Origin of the sequence: Methylobacterium sp. WL116 (assembly GCF_008039455.1) — a bacterium.
Taxonomy (GTDB): Bacteria; Pseudomonadota; Alphaproteobacteria; order Rhizobiales; family Beijerinckiaceae; genus Methylobacterium.
Genome location: NZ_VRUV01001146.1, coordinates 1 through 463 on the forward strand (window position 1 = coordinate 1; position 463 = coordinate 463).

General features: G+C 73.9%; 1 pseudogene. It reads right to left on the reverse strand.

The features are described from left to right. Positions 1-463: pseudogene (locus tag FV223_RS29825) on the reverse strand (autotransporter domain-containing protein); the annotation flags it as partial.

Sequence of the window (463 nt, forward strand, 5' to 3'; positions counted from 1 at the left end):
GCCGGCAGGCGGCCGTAATCGGCGCCCTCCGCGAAGCCGGGGGTGGCGCCCCAGCGCATCCGGTCCAGGATCGCCTCGCGGACGAAGAACGCGGTCTCGAACTCGGCCGAGATCGCGCTGGCATGGATGTCCCCGGTCAGCGCCCGGAAGGCTCCGACCGCCTCGGGCGTCGTCAGCCCGATGGTGCGGTCGTAGGCGCCGGTGCCGGGGCCCCCGGCCTGGATCGCGTTGGCGACCGCGCCCTGGTTGCGGGTCTGCGCAATCGTCGCGAACGCGATGTCGTTGCGGGTCAGCGTGAGGTCGACCTCGTTGGCCTGGTAGCGCAGCGTCGGGGTGAGGAAGGCGAAGTTCGCGGTCACGCCCGCGAACTGCCCGGCCACGCCGCCGCCGGCGGTGAGGATCGCGTACTGCGTGCGCGGATCGTAGGTGCCGGGCGCCGCGAGCACCTGCACGGTGCCGCCGG